At 73.2% G+C, this 15593-nt stretch carries 16 protein-coding genes and 1 pseudogene; 9 read left to right on the top strand and 8 right to left on the bottom strand.

All coding sequences use genetic code 11. The features are described 5' to 3' along the window. Positions 1-138: 138 nt before the first annotated feature. Complete coding sequence (locus AB0B01_RS25180; protein WP_361723275.1) at positions 139-1680, bottom strand: amidase; 1542 nt, start codon at positions 1678-1680, stop codon at positions 139-141. A gap of 57 nt (positions 1681-1737) precedes the next feature. Continuing rightward, on the bottom strand, positions 1738-2028 hold the full coding sequence (locus AB0B01_RS25175) for a hypothetical protein (protein ID WP_361723272.1): 291 nt from the start codon (positions 2026-2028) through the stop codon (positions 1738-1740). A 44-nt stretch (positions 2029-2072) separates the two neighbouring features. Here AB0B01_RS25175 and AB0B01_RS25170 point away from each other — a divergent pair, with 44 nt between their 5' ends. The 6 genes from AB0B01_RS25170 (at position 2073) to AB0B01_RS25145 (ending at position 9207) form a co-directional block, all read left to right on the top strand. Further along, entirely contained in the window at positions 2073-3131 is a 1059-nt protein-coding gene (locus AB0B01_RS25170) for a LacI family DNA-binding transcriptional regulator (RefSeq protein ID WP_361723269.1), read from the top strand. 250 nt (positions 3132-3381) lie between these two features. Next, complete coding sequence (locus AB0B01_RS25165) at positions 3382-4581, top strand: thiolase family protein (protein ID WP_361723266.1); 1200 nt, start codon at positions 3382-3384, stop codon at positions 4579-4581. A 220-nt stretch (positions 4582-4801) separates the two neighbouring features. Beyond that, complete coding sequence (locus AB0B01_RS25160; protein ID WP_361723263.1) at positions 4802-6241, top strand: aldehyde dehydrogenase family protein; 1440 nt, start codon at positions 4802-4804, stop codon at positions 6239-6241. A gap of 161 nt (positions 6242-6402) precedes the next feature. Next, entirely contained in the window at positions 6403-6807 is a 405-nt protein-coding gene (locus AB0B01_RS25155) for a thioredoxin domain-containing protein (protein WP_361723260.1), read from the top strand. Positions 6808-6888: 81 nt separating this feature from the next. Then, positions 6889-8319, top strand: a complete 1431-nt coding sequence (locus AB0B01_RS25150) for an NAD(P)/FAD-dependent oxidoreductase (RefSeq protein WP_361723257.1) — start codon at positions 6889-6891, stop codon at positions 8317-8319. Between the two features lie 120 nt (positions 8320-8439). Continuing rightward, a complete protein-coding gene (locus tag AB0B01_RS25145; protein WP_361723254.1) occupies positions 8440-9207 on the top strand; it encodes a metallophosphoesterase in 768 nt (255 codons plus the stop codon). A gap of 122 nt (positions 9208-9329) precedes the next feature. Here AB0B01_RS25145 and AB0B01_RS25140 read toward each other — a convergent pair whose 3' ends face one another. The 6 genes from AB0B01_RS25140 to AB0B01_RS25115 all read right to left on the bottom strand — a co-directional run bounded on the left by AB0B01_RS25140 (position 9330) and on the right by AB0B01_RS25115 (position 13728). Then, positions 9330-9989, bottom strand: a complete 660-nt coding sequence (locus tag AB0B01_RS25140; protein WP_361723251.1) for a hypothetical protein — start codon at positions 9987-9989, stop codon at positions 9330-9332. Next, on the bottom strand, positions 9986-10501 hold the full coding sequence (locus AB0B01_RS25135) for a DUF6114 domain-containing protein (protein ID WP_361723248.1): 516 nt from the start codon (positions 10499-10501) through the stop codon (positions 9986-9988). Before AB0B01_RS25135 ends, AB0B01_RS25140 begins: the two co-directional genes overlap by 4 nt. Beyond that, on the bottom strand, positions 10492-11049 hold the full coding sequence (locus AB0B01_RS25130; RefSeq protein WP_361723293.1) for a DUF6230 family protein: 558 nt from the start codon (positions 11047-11049) through the stop codon (positions 10492-10494). Before AB0B01_RS25130 ends, AB0B01_RS25135 begins: the two co-directional genes overlap by 10 nt. Before the next feature lie 226 nt (positions 11050-11275). Then, positions 11276-12043, bottom strand: coding sequence for a MerR family transcriptional regulator (locus AB0B01_RS25125; RefSeq protein ID WP_361723245.1), 768 nt, complete (start codon positions 12041-12043; stop codon positions 11276-11278). Between the two features lie 28 nt (positions 12044-12071). Beyond that, the gene (locus AB0B01_RS25120; protein ID WP_361723242.1) at positions 12072-13328 is read right to left on the bottom strand and encodes a methyltransferase; all 1257 of its coding nucleotides are present in this window, start codon (positions 13326-13328) and stop codon (positions 12072-12074) included. 49 nt (positions 13329-13377) lie between these two features. Beyond that, positions 13378-13728: a tetratricopeptide repeat protein gene (locus AB0B01_RS25115; protein ID WP_361723239.1), complete on the bottom strand. Its 351-nt coding sequence runs from the start codon at positions 13726-13728 to the stop codon at positions 13378-13380. Between the two features lie 106 nt (positions 13729-13834). Between AB0B01_RS25115 and AB0B01_RS25110 the strand changes: the two genes are divergently transcribed. From AB0B01_RS25110 to AB0B01_RS25100, 3 genes and pseudogenes are all read left to right on the top strand, one after another. Then, positions 13835-14800, top strand: coding sequence for a pirin family protein (locus AB0B01_RS25110; protein WP_361723236.1), 966 nt, complete (start codon positions 13835-13837; stop codon positions 14798-14800). A 157-nt stretch (positions 14801-14957) separates the two neighbouring features. Then, positions 14958-15260 carry a hypothetical protein gene (locus AB0B01_RS25105; RefSeq protein WP_361723233.1) on the top strand — a complete coding sequence of 101 codons (303 nt, stop codon included), beginning with the start codon at positions 14958-14960 and terminating at the stop codon, positions 15258-15260. Positions 15261-15406: 146 nt separating this feature from the next. After that, a pseudogene (locus AB0B01_RS25100) lies at positions 15407-15583 on the top strand (cytochrome P450); the annotation flags it as partial. Positions 15584-15593 lie beyond the last annotated feature (10 nt).

Genomic DNA, 15593 nt, shown 5'->3' with positions numbered 1-15593 from the left:
CAGTCAAGGGTGGCCGAAGGCCATCGCGAAGCGACGCGACGACGAGGAACGAGGAGGAGCGCCCTTGACGGCCCGGACCGACACGGAAGGACAGTGGACTGACGGGACGCCCCCGAACCCCCACCGACGCCGGTCCGCTCAGACCCTGCCGCCCGAAGCCTCCGGCCCCTTCGGCCCCTTCGGCTCCTCCGGCCCCTTCGGCTCCTCCGGCCCCTTCGGCTCCTCCGGCCCCCAGCCCGCCGGCCACTGCTGCTCCCACGCGCCCGATGCCTCCAGTTGCGCAGCCAGGCTCAGCAGCAGGGGCTCCGAGGATTCCGGGCCCAGGAGTTGGGCGCCCAGGGGGAGGCCGGTGCGGGTGAAGCCCGTCGGGACGTTCACCCCCGGCCAGCCCAGGACGTTCCACGTCCAGGTGTACGGGCAGGCGGCGATCATCGCGCGGTCCGTGGCCATCGCCCCCAGCCCCGCCAGGGCTCCGATCCGCAGGGGTCCCGTGGCAGTCGTCGGGGTCAGCACCACATCGAAGCGGGCGAAGACCTCCCCGACCCGCCGTTGCAGGCCGGCCTCCGCGCGCCGGGAGGCCTGCAGCGGCCGGCCGCTCAGTACGCGGCCCAGCCGCACCGCCTCATGCGTGCGGGGGTCCAGCATCTCGGGGTCCGCCACCCGGGACGCCCACTCCAGTACGCCCGCCGTCGCGCGGGGGACGAACGTGAGGCCCATCTGTCCGTAGCGCGGATCCTCCGGCACCACCTCGTGCCCCAGCGACTCCAAGTGCCCGGCCAGTCGCTCCACTGCGGAACGCACCTCAGGGTCGAGGGACTTGGGCGTCGCCGTGAACGCCATGCCGAAGGAGAGGGCGATACGCAGCCGCCGCGGGGTACGGCGGGTCGCCTCAAGCGCCGAGATGGGGGCCGGGCGGTGCAGGTCGCCGGGATCCGAGCCGCTCGACGCGTCCAGCAGCAGCGCCGCATCGGCGACCGTACGGGCCAGCACACCATTGACCGTGAGCCCGTGGAAGGCCTCGGGCTCCGGCCACGTGGAGATGCGCCCGCGCTGCGGTTTCACGCCGATCAGGTGCGTCCAGGCCGCCGGGATCCGTACGGAACCCGCCCCGTCCGAACCGAGTGCCGCCGGGACCAGCCCGGCGGCCACCGCGACCGCCGAACCGCCCGAGGAACCGCCGGGCGTGTAGGTCGGATTCCACGGATTGCGGGTCGCGCCGAAGGCCGTCCCCTCCGTGCACGGCCACTGCCCCAGCTCGGGCGTCTGGGTCTTGCCGACGATGACCGCGCCGGCCGCGCGCAGCCTTCGTACCGCCTCGCTGTCGGCGGTCTTCGGCGGGAACGATCCCGCACAGCCGAACGCGGTCGGCTCGCCCGCGACGTCCATGTCGTCCTTGACGGCGAGCGGGACGCCGAGCAGCGGCAGCCGCTCACCGGCGGCGAGCCGCCGGTCCGCAGCGTCGGCCTCGGCGAGCGCGGCCTCGGCCCGGACGATGCGGAAGGCGTTCAGCCGGGGCTGCGCGGCGGCGATCCGCTCCAGGGTCCGCTCCGTCAACTGACGTGCGGAGACGCTCCCCTCGCCGAGTGCGTTCACCATGCCCTGCAAGTCCCCGCACGCGTGCGAAGAAGCAGAGGAAGCCGGAGAAGCAGAAGACACAGCGGAACCTGTCGTGACCGACATCGACCCTCCCCATTACCGCTCGGTAGACCGACGGTAACGGGGAGCGCTCGTGCGCAGCTAGATCCAGCCCTGCGGAGAAGACGTGAATCCGTCGAAGTCGTCCCGGTGGATGGTGTGTCCGGCGGCCGCAACCGAACGCACCTCGAAGCCGCGCCCCTTGAGGATGGCCGCCCGCTCCGTGGAGATCAGGAAACTCGGGTCCGCCGGCTGCACCAGTGAGGGCACCACCGGCTCCGCCGGCAGCAGATCCGAGCCGAAGAGCGGAGCGAGGCTCAGGGCGGTCGCGTCGCCCGGATTACACGTGTCAATAAATCGTGTAACCCCTGTCTGGCACGCGATTCCGGCCATCCGCCGGACTCGGGCGGTGATCGGTCTGGAAAGATGCCTCGGCAATGTCTCAGTCATCGAAATCGCCCTCGCCGAAGCAGTCGGCCCAGGCGCCCGTCCCGGCCCCCGCCCCGGCGGCACCCCCCGTGCCGACCAGCGCCGACGTGGCCCGGCTCGCAGGCGTGTCGCGCGCGACGGTCTCGTACGTCCTGAACAACGCCGAAGCCGTACGCATCAGCGAGCCGACCCGCCGCAAGGTCCGCGAGGCCGCCGAGGAACTCGGCTACGTCCCGCATGCGGCGGCCCGCAGCCTGCGCGCGGGCCACACCCGGATCGTGCTGCTGTCCACCTCGCACGTGGCCGCGGGCCCGCTCTACAGCGCCTTCCTCAACGAGCTCCAATGGGCGCTGCGCCGCCTCGACTACACGGTGGTCCAGTACGGCAGCCTCGGGCTCACCGGTGACGAGGCGGCCCGTGCGTGGGCCGAGCTGCGGCCCGTCGCGGTGATCTCGCTCGGCGAGACCACCCTGTCCGCGCAGAACGTGTCCACCCTCAAGCGGGCGGGGGCCCGCGCGGTGATAACGCTGGGCCCCGTCGGTGTTCCCGGAGCCCACGCCCTCGTCATGGACCAGGCCGAGGTCGGGGCCAAGGCCGCGGCGCACCTCCTCGAACGGGGTCGTCGGCGGATCGGGGTGGTGGTGCCGGAGGAGGAGGGCCTGGAGCTGTTCTCCGGACCCCGGCTGGCGGGCGCCCGCTCCGTCGCGGGCGCAGCCGTCGAGCCGCTCCCGCTCGCCTACTCGGAGGAGTCTGCCGCCGCCCTGGTCGCACGCTGGCGCTCCTCGGGGCTCGACGCGGTGTTCGCGTACAACGACGAGTACGCGATGCTGCTGATGCGAGCGCTCCTGGACGAGGGGCTGCGGGTTCCCGAGGACGTCGCCGTCATGGGCGCGGACGATCTGCTGATCGGGCGGCTGCTGCGGCCCAGGCTGAGCACCGTGCAGCTGGAGCTGCCCACCGGGGACCATCTCGCGTCGCTGGTGGACCGGGCGGTGCGCGAGCCCTCCGAGATCACCCGGCAGCACGACCTGATGACGGCCTCGGCCGTCCAGCGCGAGTCGACCTGACCGCCGCCGCTGACGACGACGGCGAGTGGCTGTGCGCCCTCACCTGCCCCGGCCCCGGCCTCCCTCCCTCGCCGGGATCCTCGCCGGGACCTCCCCGGGATCGCCCTCCCCCCAGGAGATCGTTGACAGCCGGTGACCGCCGGACGGAGACTGCGGGCGCGCCCCACCGGGCGCGCCCGGCTTCGTACCCGGCGCCCACCACGGCACCGGGCCCGGCGCCGCCCGTACGGATCCGCCCAGGAGAGCCCCCATGAGCATCCGCACCGTCCGCGACGTGTACGTCGTCGACGCCGTCCGCACCCCGATCGGCAAGTTCGGCGGCGCCCTCGCCGGGGTGCGCCCCGACGACCTTGCCGCGCATGTCGTCCGCGCGCTGGTGGACCGTACGCCCGACCTCGACCCGGCCCGTATCGACGACGTCGTCTTCGGCGATGCCAACGGCGCGGGCGAGGACAACCGGGACGTCGCCCGCATGGCCGTGCTGCTCGCCGGCCTCCCCGTGACCGTCCCCGGGGTCACCGTCAACCGGCTCTGCGGATCGGGTCTCGAAGCCGTGATCCAGGCCGCCCGGGCCATTGCCCTGGGGGACGCCTCCGTCGCCATCGCGGGCGGGGTCGAGTCGATGACGCGCGCCCCCTGGGTGGTCCAGAAGCCCGAGCGGCCCTTCCCCGCCGCCCACCAGCAGATGTGGTCGACCACGCTGGGCTGGCGGATGACCAACCCGCGCATGCCCGCCGAGTGGACCGTCTCGCTCGGTGAGGGCGCCGAGCTCATCGCCGAGAAGTACGGGATCACCCGCGAGGCGCAGGACCTGTTCGCCCTGGAGAGCCACCGCAAGGCGGCCGAGGCCTGGGCGGCCGGGCTGTACGACGACGAGGTCGTCCCGTACCCCGGGGTGGAACTCGTCCGCGACGAGTGCATCCGGGAGGGTTCCACGCCGGAGGCGCTGGCCCGCCTCAAGCCGGCCTTCCGTACGGACGGCACGGGCACGGTCACCGCCGCCAACGCCTCGCCCCTCAACGATGGTGCTGCGGCCCTGCTGTTGACCGACGAGGCGGGGCTGGCGGCCACCGGCCGTGAGCCGCTGGCCCGGATCAGCGCCTCCACGGTGACAGGCATCGAGCCGCAGTTGTTCGGGCTGGGCCCGGTCGACGCCGTGGAGGGGGCGCTCGCCAAGGTCGGCCGCAGCTTCGCCGACCTGGGCGTGCTGGAGCTCAACGAGGCCTTCGCGGCCCAGGCTTTGGGCTGCCTCGCGGCCTGGCCGGAGCTGGACCCGGCGTTGGTCAACCCGCGCGGCGGGGCCATCGCGATCGGGCACCCGCTCGGCGCCTCCGGGGCGCGGCTGGCCGGCTCGGTGGCGCACCAGCTCGCCGCGGCCGGCTCGGGCACCGGTATGGCGGCGCTGTGCATCGGTGTGGGGCAGGGCATCGCACTGGTCCTGGAGCGCTGAGCGGGCCCGGCCCCGGCCCACCACGGCAACGCGGCAGCGGCAAGGCGGTACCGGCGACGCAGTACCGGCAGGGCGGTACCGACCGAGCCGTGTCGTCGATCGTTTCCGGTCACGACGGCCCGTCAACTGCCCAATAACTGAACAGATGTGGTGCCTCCGGTCTGGCACGATGGCGCGTGCTGCCGCCCCCCGCCGCCCCTTCCCCCGGAGGCCCCGCGCCATGCCGCTCCTCGAACCGACGCTCTGGCAGGACGGACCCGCCCTGACCGGCGGTCCGGCCCCCGTCGTCGAACCCGCCACCGGCCGTACCCTCGCCACGCTCGACCTGGCCGCCCCCGCCGACGTGGCGGCGGCCGCCGAACGGGCCGAGGCCGCCCGGCACGACTGGGCGCGGGCCACCCACCAGGAGCGGGCCGCCGTGTTGCGCCGCGCCGGGGACCTGTTCACCGCCCACGCCGACGAGCTGCGGGAATGGCTCGTACGGGAGTCGGGGTCCATACCCGGCAAGGCCGACTTCGAGCTGCACGTCGCCGCGCAGGAGTGCTACGAGGCCGCGGCGCTGGCCTCGCGCCCGGCCGGGCAGGTGCTGGCGAGCGAGGCGCCCAGGCTGTCGTTCACGCGGCGGGTCCCGGCGGGGGTGGTGGGGGTGGTGGCCCCGTTCAACGCCCCGCTGATCCTGTCCGTCCGCTCCGTCGCCCCGGCGCTGGCCCTGGGCAACGCGGTGCTGCTCAAGCCGGATCCCCGGACCGCCGTGTGCGGCGGCCTGGCGCTCGCCGCCGTCTTCGCCGCCGCCGGCCTGCCGGGCGGGCTGCTCCAGGTACTGCCGGGGGGCGCCGGGACGGGGGCCGCGGTGGTCGCCGATCCGCTGGTGCGGGTCGTGTCGTTCACCGGGTCCACGGCGAGCGGCCGCGCGGTCGGCGAACTGGCCGGCCGTCACCTCAAGCGCGCCCACCTGGAATTGGGCGGCAACTCGGCGCTGGTCGTGCTCGCCGACGCCGATGTCGAGGCGGCCGTCGCACAGGCCTCCTGGGGCTCCTTCTTCCACCAGGGCCAGATCTGCATGACCGCGGGCCGGCACCTGGTCCACGCCTCCCTGTACGAGGAGTACGTGGAGCGCCTCGCCGCGCGGGCCGAGGCTTTGGTGGTGGGGGACCCGTACCGGGACCGGGTGCACCTGGGCCCGCTCATCGACCGCGGGCAGCTGGAGCGGGTCCATGCGCTGGTGGAGGCCGCCGCCGAGCAAGGCGCGAAGCTGGTCACCGGGGGCACGTACGAAGGCTTGTTCTACCGGCCGACGGTGCTGGCGGGCGTAGCCGAGGACTCGCCCGCCTACGCGGAGGAGGTCTTCGGGCCGGTGGCGCCGGTGCGGTCCTTCACGACGGAGGAGGAGGCGGTGGCGCTTGCCTCGGCGGGCCCGTACGGTCTGTCCCTCGGCATCGTGACCCGGGACGCGGCGCGCGGGCTGGACCTGGCGGGGCGGATCCCGACCGGTATCGCGCACATCAACGACCAGACGGTGAACGACGAGGCGGTGGCCCCCTTCGGCGGCGTCGGTGCCTCCGGCACCGGGGCCCGCTTCGGTGGGGAGGCGAACCTGGAGGCCTTCACGGAGCTCCGCTGGACCACACTGCGCGCCACGCCGCCGGGACACCCGTTCTAGCTGCCGGCCGCCGCTGCCGTACAGCGGTTTCCCGCTGCGCAGAGGGGGTGGCCGGGGACGCCCGGCCCGGTCCGCGGGGACGCCGGGCGGTGGCGAACCGGAATGCCGGGGACGCCTCGGTCGTTCATGCAGCATACGAGGCAATCAGGAGGTCTGGAACCGTGGCTACAGTCGAGCTCACCAAGGAGAACTTCGACCGGACGGTCAGCGAGAACCCGTTCGTGCTGATCGATTTCTGGGCGGGCTGGTGCCGGCCCTGCCTGCAGTTCGCCCCGGTCTTCGAGAGGGCCGCGGAGGCCAATCCCGACCTGGTCTTCGCCAAGGTGGACACGGAGGCGCAGCAGGAGCTGGCGGCGGCCTTCCAGATCACCTCGATCCCGACGCTGATGATCGTCCGGGACCAGGTCGCCGTTTTCGCGCAGCCCGGCGCCCTGCCGGAGGCGGCCCTGACCGACCTCATCGGGCAGGCCCGCGCGCTCGACATGGACGAGGTGCGCGCGCAGATCGCGGCTTCGCAGAAGCCTTCGGCGGAGGGCGCGGCGGGGTCCGGCACGACCGAGGCCTGAGCCCCGCCCTTCACGCGCGCCTCCCTGACCCCACGTAAGGTGGCGGGACATCAGCCCGCTGCCCCGTGGAAGGTGCGTCGCATGTCGGAAGCGGTGGAGTACGACGTGGTGGTCCTCGGCGGAGGACCCGCCGGCGAGAACGTCGTGGACCGCACGCGCGCCGCCGGGCTCAGTACCGCCCTGGTGGAGAGCGAGCTCATCGGCGGGGAGTGCTCGTACTGGGCCTGTGTGCCCAGCAAGGCCCTCCTGCGCCCGGTGCTGGCCCGGGCCGACGCGCGCCGGGTGCCGGGCCTGGCGGGCGCGGTCGGGGGCCCGCTCGACACGACCGCGGCGTTCGAGCACCGCGATTACTGGACCGGCAACTGGAAGGACGACGGCCAGGTCGACTGGCTGGAGTCCATCGGAGCCCATGTCTACCGGGGCCACGGCCGCCTCTACGGAATCCGGAAGGTTGCCGTGACCAGCCCCGAGGGGGAGCACCACGTGCTTTCCGCCCGGCACGCCGTCGTCGTCGCCACCGGCAGCCGCGCCGTGGTCCCGGATCTGCCGGGGATCGCCGGGGCGCGGCCGTGGACCAGCCGCGAGGCCACCTCCGCCCGGCAGGTGCCCGGGCGGCTGCTGATCGTGGGCGGCTCGGTGGTGGCCTCCGAGATGGCGAGCGCCTGGCAGGGCCTCGGTTCCCAGGTCACGGTGCTGGTGCGGGGCGGTCGGCTGCTGCCGCGGATGGAGCCCTTCGCGGGGGAGCTGGTCGCCGAGGCGCTGCGCGAGGCCGGCGCGGTGGTCCGTACGGGGGTGGCGGTCGAGGCGGTCGTACGGGACGGGTCGACCGGGCCGGTGCAGGTGGTGCTGGAGGGCGGGGAGATCCTGGAGGGCGACGAGCTGCTGATGGCGACCGGGCGCTCACCGCGGACCGAGGACATCGGGCTGGACACCGTCGGACTGACACCCGGCGACTGGGTCCCGGTCGACGACAGCTGCCGGGTGGGCGGGTACGACTGGCTGTACGCGGTGGGTGACGTCAACCACCGTGCGCTGCTGACCCATCAGGGCAAGTACCAGGCCCGGATCGCGGGCGCGGCCATCGCCGCCCGCGCGGCCGGCGCCCCCTCGCTCGACGCCGGACCCTGGGGCGCGCACGCGGCGACCGCGGACACGCGGGCCCTGCCGCAGGCGGTGTTCACGGACCCGGAGGCGGCCGCGGTGGGGCTCACCCTCGCCGAGGCGGAACGGGCCGGACACCGGGTCCGCGCCGTCGACTACGACCTGGGCAAGGTCTCGGGCGCCGGCCTGTACGCCGACGGGTACCGCGGGCGGGCCCGGATGGTCGTCGACCTGGACCGCGAAGTCCTCCTCGGCGCAACCTTCGTCGGGCCGGGCGCGGCCGAACTCCTGCACGCCGCCACGATCGCGGTCGCCGGTGAGGTTCCGATCGACCGGCTGTGGCATGCCGTCCCGGCCTTCCCGACGGTCAGCGAGATCTGGCTCAGGCTGCTGGAGACGTACCGCGGTTGAGGGCGGATCGGCCCTGCGCTCGGAGCTGCCGGCGCGGGCCACTTGTGGCGAATTGGCCCTGGCAGAGCGGCCGTAGCAGCTGCTGAATGGCGGCACCGCAGAGCAGAGGAGCCACCGACCGTGATCGTGATCGCCCACTTCACCGACACCCACTTCGACGGCGACCCGCGGGCTGCCGACCGCACCCGGGCCGTACTGGACTACTTGGAGGGGCTGCCCTACGACCTCGATGCGGTGCTGGTGAGCGGTGACATCACCGACCACGGGAGCCCCGCCGAATACGAGGAGGCCCGCAAGGTGCTCGTCTCCCGGCACCCGATGCTGCTGTGCCCCGGAAACCACGACGAGCGGGTGGCGTTCCGGCAGGGGTTGCTCGGGGAGGAGCGGCCTTCGGCGGCGCCGGTCGACCAGGTACTGCGCGGCGGCGGGTTTGTGCTCGCCGTGTGCGATTCGTCGGTCCCCGGCGAGCACCAGGGTCTGCTGGAGGATTCCACGCTGGCCTGGCTGGACGGCGTACTGGCGGACACCCCGCACGAGGTGCCGGTGCTGGTGGCCTTCCACCACCCGCCGGTCACGCTGCACATTCCGTATGTCGACGGGATCCGGCAGTTCGGCGAGGAGCGGCTGGCCGCGCTCGCGCAGCGCCACCCCCACCTCACCGCGTTCCTGTGCGGCCATGCGCACACCGCGGCCGCGACCACCTTCGCCGGCCGTCCGCTGCTGGTGGCCCCGGGTGTGGTCTCCACGACGCGGCTTCCCTGGGAGGCGGCGACCGGGTCCAACCCGTACGTCCACTTCGACGAGCCGCCCGTCGTCGCCTTCCATGTGCTGGGCGAGGACGGCCGGTTGACGACCCACTACCGGGTGGTGCCGACCGCCGCCCGGTAGCTGCTGCCGTCGCGCGTGCGGATGAGGAGCCGCGAGGTGACCGGGTACCGCCGCAGGCCCGCCGGTCCCGGAGTCGCTCCGGGGCCGGCGGGCCGCTTCGCAGGGCGCGGTGCGGGCCGGGCTCAGGGACCGACGGTGATCTGCTGCGCCGGGTCGGTGGTGTCCGTGACCTTGTACACGGCGTTGAAGGTCGAGGACGTCGCGCTCGTCGGGCAGCCGAAGCCGCCGGTCACGGTGGCGGGTACGGAGGCGTTCGTGAAGGTCAGGCTCGGCGGGGCGCCGTTGGCCCAGCTTCCGCCGACGCTCGCCGGGCCCGAGGGCGCCGCGGTGACCGTACAGGTGGCCAGGCCGGTCGTGTGCACGACGAGCCCGCCGGTCGGGACGGTCATGGTGGCGGTGATCGGGGAGCCGTTCTGCATCGACACCGACCAGGAACCGCTGGTGGTGACGGTCGGGGTGACCCCCCAGACACTGGAGGTGCACGAGCTGTACGTCGGCGGCGAGATCGGCGAGGAGACCGGTCCCGCGGCGTTCTGGTTGCCGGGGGCGGCCGGCACGGTGCCCGTGGAGACGGAGACCGTACAGGTCACCGTGACCGATCCGGCCTTGAGCGTGGCCTTCCCGCTGAGGGTGGCCTGGAAGGCGTGCCCGGCCGGGGTGACCGTGGTCGACCCGGCCGGCGGTGAGGGCGTGGCGGTGGCGGGGGCGGTGGCCGAGGCCACCGACAGCGCTGCTGCTGCGGCCGTCCCGAGGGCGAGCGCGGTGCGTCGCGTGCGGCTCATGGCTGTGCTCCTTGGGGATCGGGGGACGAAGTGGAGCGGGTGGGGGCGGGGCTCGGCGCGGGGGGTTCGGATGCGGAGCTCGTGGGGGTATCGGACGGGGGGGTCCCGGGCTCGGGTGTCTCGGACGCGGGGGTCTTGGCCGCGGGGGAGCGGCGCGGGGCGGCGTACGGCTGCCAGGCGAAGATCAGTCCGCCGCCGAGGATCCCGAGCAGGGTGCCGATCAGGAAGCCGCCGAGGTTCGACAGCACCAGGGCGGCGGTGGCGATGAGCGTGGTGAGGACGCCGGCGAGACCGCGCTGTGCGGGCGAGAACCAGGCCGTGAGCCCGAGCACGATCAGCACGATGCCCATCAGGACGGACGGGATGCCCGCCACTCCCTGCTGGAGCATCACTTTCAGCGGTGCGAGCGGCAGGGCGCAGATCTCGGCGCCGGCGAGGATCGCGAGGAGACCGCCCCAGAACGGCCTGCTTCGCCGCCACCGCCGCCAGCGCCGCCAAGCGCTCAGAAGCATTCCTTCTTGCCCTTGCTGATGCCCATGCTGAGGCCGGAGAGCTTGAAGGTGCCCGCGTTGGTCGCCCAGGCCGTCTGCTGGAGGTCGGTGATGCTGACGGTGTCGGCCTGCTGGGCGAACAGGTCCTGCATGCCCTGTGCTTCCGCCGGCCCCTTGTCGAGGGTGGAGGCGTCCCGGCCGATCTCGATGTTGGTGAAGACCGCGTTGCCGGAGAGCTGGGTGGCGTCCACGAACAGGTTGCCGGCCTCGACCGGGGTGTTCTTGCCCGCGGTGAGGTTGAGCGAGATGTCGCCGACGACGGGGAGAGTCGTCACCACCGACTGGCAGAGGCTGTGGAGCTTGGCCTCCTTGATCGCGGTGACCGCTACGGGGATCAGCTCCTCGCGGGCGTTGACGTCGATGCTGCCGTACTGGGCGAAGCCCTCTCCCTCCAGGCTGGCCGCGGACACCTTGAACTGCTGGCCCGAGACGGCGAAGGAGGCGGCGAGGGCGCCCTGCGCGAGGGCGATGCCGAGGCCTGCGGTGACGGCGACGGCGGGAAGGGTCAGGAGGGCGAAACGACGCCAGCGGACACGCCCGCCGCCGGTGTCCTCGTCTGCGCCGGCGGCTGTGCCGGCCGAGCTGGAAACATCCGATAAGTGCGGGGAATCTGCCATGAGATCGTCCCTTATTCCGGCTGTGAACCGTTGTTACCGACGAGTTGAATGTAAGAGTGCCAATGGGGGTTGGCAAGGTTGTTCGAGCGCACCTTTTCGGCCGACTCCTACTGGTCGGTCACTGCTCCCGGTGCAGCAGTGCGGTGACTTCGGCTTCCACTCGCCGGGCCATGGCCCGCGCGAACTCGGCGGTCACGACCTCGCCCGCGACCGGTCTCAGCGCTGCCACCGCGCCCGTGATGTGATCCAGTTGGGTGGCCGAAAGTACCTCCAAGCCGCCCGCACCGATCACATGCCGCCGGAACAGTCCGACGAACCGGTCGGCCACCGCCGCCGCCTGCGTCTGTACGAAGTCGCCCGCGTCCAGGATCTCCGTCAGCGGTACGCCCTGCCGCACGAGGGCGAGCGTCGCCTCCAGCAGCCGCCGGCTACGGTGCGTGACCCGGTCGCCGTCGATGCGTACGTAGCCCAACTCGGCCGCCCGCCGGGTGTGTTCGGCCGTCGCACCCGGACCGAACAGCTCGCGCAGCTCGGCCAGGGTCATGGTGACCGGCTCCTCCTGCACCCAGTCGCGGGTCATCGCCCGTTCCAGGCCCAGCAGTTGGGACAACCCGCCGCCCGCCTCCCAGGCGTGCAGCAGCTCGGAGATGCCGTTGACGGAGTAACCGCGTCCGAGCAAGTCGCTGATCAACCGCAACCGGGTCAGGTGGTCCTCGGAGTACCAGGCGATCCGGCCCTCCCGGCGCGGCGCGGGCAGCAGCCCGCGCTCCTGGTAGTAGCGCAGGTTGCGCACCTTGACGCCGGCCGCACGGGCCAGCTCCTCGCGGCGGTAGCGCGCGACTCCGCTGCCGCCGCCGTCCGCGTCCTTGTCCACCTGGCTGCTCACGCGGCCGAGTTTAGGACGTACCGGCAGGTCACATGGGGCGCGGCCGCTCGTTCCGCTTGATCGCCCGCAGGACCACGAACTTCGGCTCGCTCGCCACGACTTCGCTGTTGCCGAAGAGGCGGCGCAGATGCGTGTGGTACCCCATGTGCCGGTTGGCGATCACCCACAGCTCGCCCCCCGGACGCAGTACCTTCCGCGACTGCGCGAACATGCGCAAGGCCGTCGCGTCCGTCGTCGCCTGGTGGGAGTGGAAGGGCGGATTGCACAGCACCAGGTCCACCGAGCCGCGGGGCAGCATGGCCACCCCGTCGCCGACGATGAACTCCGCCCGCTCGCGGCGCCCGGCGCGGACGCCCGCCCCGCCGCGGCCATCGGCCCCGCCACGAGCCTCGGCCCCGCCCGGGACATTGGCCTCGTACGTCGCGCGGGCCGAGGCGACCGCCTGGTACGACTCGTCCGTGAACACGATCTCGGCGTCCGGATCGGCGACGGCGACCGCCGTGCCCACGATGCCGTTGCCGCAGCCCAGGTCCACGACCCGGGCGCCGGCCGTGTTGTTGGGAATGTTCTGCAGGAAGAACCGGGTCCCGACGTCCAGCCGGTCCGCGCAGAAGATACCGGCGTGGTTGACGGCGATCAGGCCCGCGCCCGAGCCCGCGTCCTGGTCGAGGGTGTAGGTGAGCGGCCAGGGGCCCGCGGCCGCGGCGGGCGCCTTGCCCGCGAGCTCGGGGGTGCAGAAGATCAGCCGGGCCTTCTTCTCGGCGAGCGAGGTCCGCGTCGGGCCGAGGATCCGCTCGAAGAGGTTCAGCGTGGAGGTGTGGATCTCCTTGACCATGCCCGTGCCCACCACGACGGTGCCCTCGTGGACGTGCGGGGCCAGCCGCAGCAGCTGGTCCTCCAGCAGCGCCAGGCTCTTGGGCACCCGCACGAGCAGTACGTCGATCCGCTCCGGCGGGGCGTCCTGCGTGGTCAGCAGCAGCACCGCGTCCTTGTCCGCCCCCGCCCGCTCCAGGTTCGCCTCGGTGGCGGCCCGGGTGAGGAAGGAGTCGGTGATCTGCGCCGGGCGGTACGCCGCCAGCGCCGTCGCAAGCGCCCCCCAGCGGTCCCCGAGCACGGTGATCTGCGGGGCGCCGGACAGGTCCACCGGGCCGCGGTCGCCCGTACCGGCGTCGAGGTGGCGCAGCAGGTACTCGTCGGCGGCGTCCCAGGCGCGGAGCCGGTCGCGCGGGTCCTCGGGGAAGCGGGTGAGCTCGTAGGAGCCGAAAGGCGTGGTCAGACGGTTCATCGTGGTCCCAGGCTATCCGAGGCGGCCGCCGGGCCCCGCACGGCGGCCGCTACTCGGGGAACTCGCCCGCCATCGCGGCGGCCAGCCGCAGGTACGGCGCGGCCCCCGCTGCCCGGCCCTGGCGCTCCAGCGTGCGACCGAGCATCAGCTGCGCGTAGTCCTCCACCGGCCAGCGGTCCAGGATGGCGCGGAGCTCGCGCTCGGCGCGCGAGAGCTGCGCGGAGTGGTAGTAGGCGCGGGCCAGCAGCAGGCGGGGCGCCAGCTGCTCGGGGGCCTCGGCGGCCAGGGTGTCCAGGATGCGTGCGGCCGTCGCGTACTCCTTCGCGTCGAAGAAGAGCCGGGCGCGCGCCCAGCGCTCGGCCGCCGTCCCGTGCCCGAAGTAGGTCGTCGGCGCGTTCATCGCGTCCCTTCCGCCGTTCAGGTGGTGTGTACGGGCGCTCCAACACGTGACGGCGGCTGAACATTCCGCGGAACGCGGGGGTGGCCGCGGTACTAAGTTGGTGGGCATGAGCAATCTCGATCGTCAGCCCGCTCTCTCCGTCTGCGGCGGCCGGGGCTTCGTCGTGGCCGAACCCGTACGCGAGCTCCTCAGCCCGCGCACCGTCAAGCTCGGCGAGTCCACCGAGGTCCGCCGACTCCTGCCGAACCTGGGCCGCCGGATGGTGGGCGCCTGGTGCTTCGTGGACCACTACGGGCCGGACGACATCGCCGGCGAACCCGGAATGCAGGTCGCCCCCCATCCGCACACCGGTCTCCAGACGGTGAGCTGGCTGCACGAGGGCGAGGTGCTGCACCGCGACAGCGTCGGCAGCCTGGAGACGATCCGCCCGCGCGAGCTCGGCCTGATGACCTCCGGCCGCGGGATCAGCCACTCCGAGGAGAGCCCCCGCTCCCACGGCCGGCTGCTGCACGGCGCCCAGCTGTGGGTGGCCCTCCCGGACGCCCACCGCAACGTGGAACCGCACTTCCAGCACCATGCGGAGCTTCCGCACGTGACGGCCCCGGGCCTGACGGCCACGGTCATCCTGGGGACCCTGGACACGGCGACCTCGCCGGGCACGGCGTACACCCCGATCGTCGGCGCCGACCTGGCCCTGACCGCAGGCACCGAGACCCGGCTCCCACTGGACCCGGACTTCGAGTACGCGGTCCTGTCCATGTCGGGCGAGGCCCACGTGGACGGCGTCCCGGTCCTCCCCGGCTCGATGCTCTACCTCGGCTGCGGCCGCACGGAACTCCCGCTGCGCGCGTCGTCGGACGCGGGGCTGATGCTGCTGGGCGGGGAGCCGTTCGAGGAGGAGATCGTGATGTTCTGGAACTGGATCGGACGGTCACACGAGGACATCGCGCAGGCGCGAGAAGACTGGATGCACGGGACGAGGTTCGGTGAGGTGAAGGGCTACGACGGTGCTCCGCTCCCCGCCCCGGAGCTCCCGCCGACTCACCTGAAGCCCAGGGGACGAGTGCGCTGACCTGCTGTCACCGCGTCTGCTACCTCAGGGGCGCCCCGTCCAAGGGGGCGCCCCATCGCTCGATTGAAGAGGGCACTGCCCGCCGCCGACGGAGACGTTGGTCGGTTCGGGACACCCCCAGGCCGCGGGCGGCCGCTACGTGGGCACGATCGCCGCAGTGGACACCGCCTCCGCCGGGGTCACCTTCGTCACCACGCTGCGCCGGCTGCTCGCCGGCAAGCGGGAGGCGTCCTGGGGGTTCCCGCGTGCCGGTGTCGGCATGGACGAGCTGGACCGGCTCGCGCTCCTCGGCGAGCGCCTCGCCGAACTCGCCCCAATGCACCCTGAATTCGCCCCGGAACAGTCCGAACCCGCGTCCCGCGCCGCTTCCGAAGAAGCCTTGGCCGACCGGGTCCGCGACGTTCTCGCCGCCCATGACGCGGCTCCCGTACACCTCCGTTGGCCGCGGCCGACCTCCTGACCGGCAAGGTCTTCCGGGTCTGGGGCCGGGTCATCCGCGCCGCCGGCCGGCAGGGCGAGGTACAACGCACCGCGGTCACCGGGGTGTTCGTCATCTGGCTGCTCGGCGCCGTCCTGGCCGGGCTGCCCACGGACACCGGGGAGCCGATGGAGGACCTCCAGGTACGGGACGAGGCGATCACCCTCCTCATGGCCGGCCACGAGACCACGGCCCGCGCTCTCACCTGGGCCTACCACCTGCTCGGCAGCCATCCCGAGGCACGGGAGCGGATGCACCAGGAGATCGACGAGGTGCTCGGCGACCGGCTGCCCACGGTCGAGGACCTGCCCCGCC

Source organism: Streptomyces sp. NPDC044571, assembly GCF_040647115.1.
Lineage (GTDB): Bacteria > Actinomycetota > Actinomycetes > Streptomycetales > Streptomycetaceae > Streptomyces.
The sequence above is the reverse complement of the archived record's forward strand: the minus strand, read 5'-3'. Positions and strand labels throughout refer to the sequence as shown.

Coding starts and splice junctions, on each gene's coding strand:
- AB0B01_RS25180 (WP_361723275.1), bottom strand. CDS start 1,680: ATGTCGGTCACGACAGGTTCCGCTGTGTCTTCTGCTTCTCCGGCTTCC.
- AB0B01_RS25175 (WP_361723272.1), bottom strand. CDS start 2,028: ATGGCCGGAATCGCGTGCCAGACAGGGGTTACACGATTTATTGACACG.
- AB0B01_RS25170 (WP_361723269.1), top strand. CDS start 2,073: ATGTCTCAGTCATCGAAATCGCCCTCGCCGAAGCAGTCGGCCCAGGCG.
- AB0B01_RS25165 (WP_361723266.1), top strand. CDS start 3,382: ATGAGCATCCGCACCGTCCGCGACGTGTACGTCGTCGACGCCGTCCGC.
- AB0B01_RS25160 (WP_361723263.1), top strand. CDS start 4,802: ATGCCGCTCCTCGAACCGACGCTCTGGCAGGACGGACCCGCCCTGACC.
- AB0B01_RS25150 (WP_361723257.1), top strand. CDS start 6,889: ATGTCGGAAGCGGTGGAGTACGACGTGGTGGTCCTCGGCGGAGGACCC.
- AB0B01_RS25140 (WP_361723251.1), bottom strand. CDS start 9,989: ATGAGCCGCACGCGACGCACCGCGCTCGCCCTCGGGACGGCCGCAGCA.
- AB0B01_RS25135 (WP_361723248.1), bottom strand. CDS start 10,501: ATGCTTCTGAGCGCTTGGCGGCGCTGGCGGCGGTGGCGGCGAAGCAGG.
- AB0B01_RS25120 (WP_361723242.1), bottom strand. CDS start 13,328: ATGAACCGTCTGACCACGCCTTTCGGCTCCTACGAGCTCACCCGCTTC.
- AB0B01_RS25115 (WP_361723239.1), bottom strand. CDS start 13,728: ATGAACGCGCCGACGACCTACTTCGGGCACGGGACGGCGGCCGAGCGC.
- AB0B01_RS25110 (WP_361723236.1), top strand. CDS start 13,835: ATGAGCAATCTCGATCGTCAGCCCGCTCTCTCCGTCTGCGGCGGCCGG.